This is a genomic window from Pseudomonas sp. BN607 (assembly GCF_029871175.1).
In the GTDB taxonomy this organism is placed as follows: Bacteria; Pseudomonadota; Gammaproteobacteria; order Pseudomonadales; family Pseudomonadaceae; genus Aquipseudomonas.
In genome coordinates this window covers 1-2,247 of the sequence record NZ_SSOE01000032.1, presented here as the reverse complement: position 1 = coordinate 2,247, position 2,247 = coordinate 1, and the positions used below count along the sequence as shown (strand labels likewise).

Below are 2,247 nucleotides of genomic sequence, written 5' to 3'. Positions count from 1 at the left end.
GACCAAGTCGTGATCCAGTGGCTGGTTGATGTGCACGGTGAAGGTTGGTTTGACGTTCTCGGCCACCGAAGTCTGGTCGGCCGTGATGGTGACCTTGACCAGGTCGCCTTCGTTGCCGCCACCTGGGTTGCTCGGGGTACTTGGAGTACCCGGCTCGTCAGTGACAGTGGTGCTGACTTCAGTTTTATCCAGAGTCAGTTTTTCGAACTTGCCGACGTCGTCGCCGCTCACCGAGGCGATCGAGTTGACCACCACTGGGTTGCTGCCGACGTAGACGTTGTCCGGAGCAGTGACAGTAATGCTGCCAGTAGTGCCGTTGGCCGGCACGGTGATGACAGTTTTACCGTCGCTCAGCGTGAAGGTCAGGGCGCTGTGGTTGTTGATCGGCAAGCCGTCTTTGTTGGTCAGGGTCACGGTGTAGGTGATCTGGCCACCTTCACTGGCGGACTCGGTTGCGGTCAGTTTTGCCACAACTTCGTTGGTGGTGTCCTTGACCTTGACCGAAGCATCCCCACCCAGTTGCAGGTTCTCGAAGTCGCGACCGTCGACATCCACGGCCGACTTGATGCCCAAGGTGATTGTGCCGGCATCTTTGTAGACGTCTTCACCTTGTGATGCATGAGTGTACGGCGCGCTGGTTTCACCGGCCTTGATGGTGACCTTGGCATCGTTGCTCAGGGTCACGACCAGGTCGTGGTCCAGCACGGTGTTGATCTTGACGGTGAAGGTCGGTTCTTTGTTTTCGTAGACCGACTTCTGGTCGGCCACGATTGTAACCTTGACCAGATCACCCTCGTTACCGGCGCCCGGAGTACCCGAGCCAGGCTCGTCGGTGACCTCGGTGCTGACCTTGGTTTCGTCCAGCGTCAGCTGCTCAAACTTCCAGGCATCAGCGCCGCTGACGTATTGCAGACTCTGCTCGATCGCAGCGTTCGCACCAGTATAGACATCATCCGGAGCGGTAACGGTGATCGAGCCAGTAGTGCTGTTGGCTGGGACGGTGATGGTCGTCTTGCCGTCGCTAAGGGTAAAGGTCAGTGCCGAGTGATTGTTGATCGGCAAGCCGTCTTTATTGGTCAGGGTCACGGTATAGGTGATCTGGCCACCTTCGCTGACAGACTCGGTTGCAGTCAGTTTGGCCACAACTTCGTTGACCGTGTCAGTAACCTTGACCGAAGCGTCGTGGCCCAGCTGCAGGTTCTCGAAGGTGCGACCATCGATATCAGCCGCCGACTTGATGCCGAGGGTTATTTCGCCGCTGTCCAGGTAGACGTCTTCGCCCTGTGCCGCATGGACATAAGGGTCACTCGAAGTCTGACCAGCTTTGATGGTGACCTGTGCATCGTTGCTCAGCGTCACGACCAGGTCATGATCCAGTGCCGTATTGATGTGCACTGTGAAGCTCGGTTTGACGTTTTCGGCGACCGAGACTTGATCGGCGGTAATGGTGACCTTGACGATATCGCCCTGGTTCTGGTCGCCCGGGACACCCGAGCCTGGCTCGTCAGTGACTTCGGTGCTGACCTTGGTTTCATCCAGGGTCAGCTGCTCGAATTTCCAGGCATCAGCGCCGCTGACGTACTTCAGGCTTTGCTCGACCGGTGCATTCTCGCCGGTATAGACGTTGTCCGGGGCAATAACGGTAACCGAGCCCGTGGTGCCATTGGCCGGCACGGTGATGCTGGTCTTGCCATCGCTCAGGGTAAAGGTCAGTGCCGAGTGATTGTTGATCGGCAAGCCGTCTTTGTTGGTCAGCGTCACGGTGTAGGTGATCTGGCCACCTTCGCTGACAGACTCAGTCGCAGTCAATGTCGCCACGACTTCGCTGACCGTATCGGTAACATCGACCGAGGCGGCACCGCCGAGCTCCAGGTTCTCGAACGGACGCCCGTCAACATCAACTGCCGACTTGATGCCGAGGCTGATTTCGCCGGCATCTTGGTAAACGTCGTCGCCCTGCGCTGCATGTTCGTACGGCGCGCTGGTGTCGCCGGCCTTGATGGTGACCTTGGCATCGTTGCTCAAGGTCACGACCAGGTCGTGATCCAGCGGCTGGTTGATGTGCACGGTGAACGTCGGTTTGACGTTCTCGGCYACCGAGGTCTGGTCGGCCGTGATGGTGACCTTGACCAGGTCGCCTTCGTTGCCACCACCTGGGTTGCTCGGGGTACCTGGGGTGCCCGGCTCGTCAGTGACAGTGGTGCTGACCTGGGTTTTGTCCAGGGTCAGGTTTTCGAACTTGCCGAC

The 2,247-nt window shown here is 58.5% G+C and carries 1 protein-coding gene; it reads right to left on the bottom strand.

Features of this window, described 5'->3' with window-relative positions:
- Positions 1–2,247, bottom strand: a 2,247-nt coding sequence (locus E8E68_RS09305) for an immunoglobulin-like domain-containing protein (RefSeq protein ID WP_348530069.1), incomplete at both ends; no start/stop codon positions are given.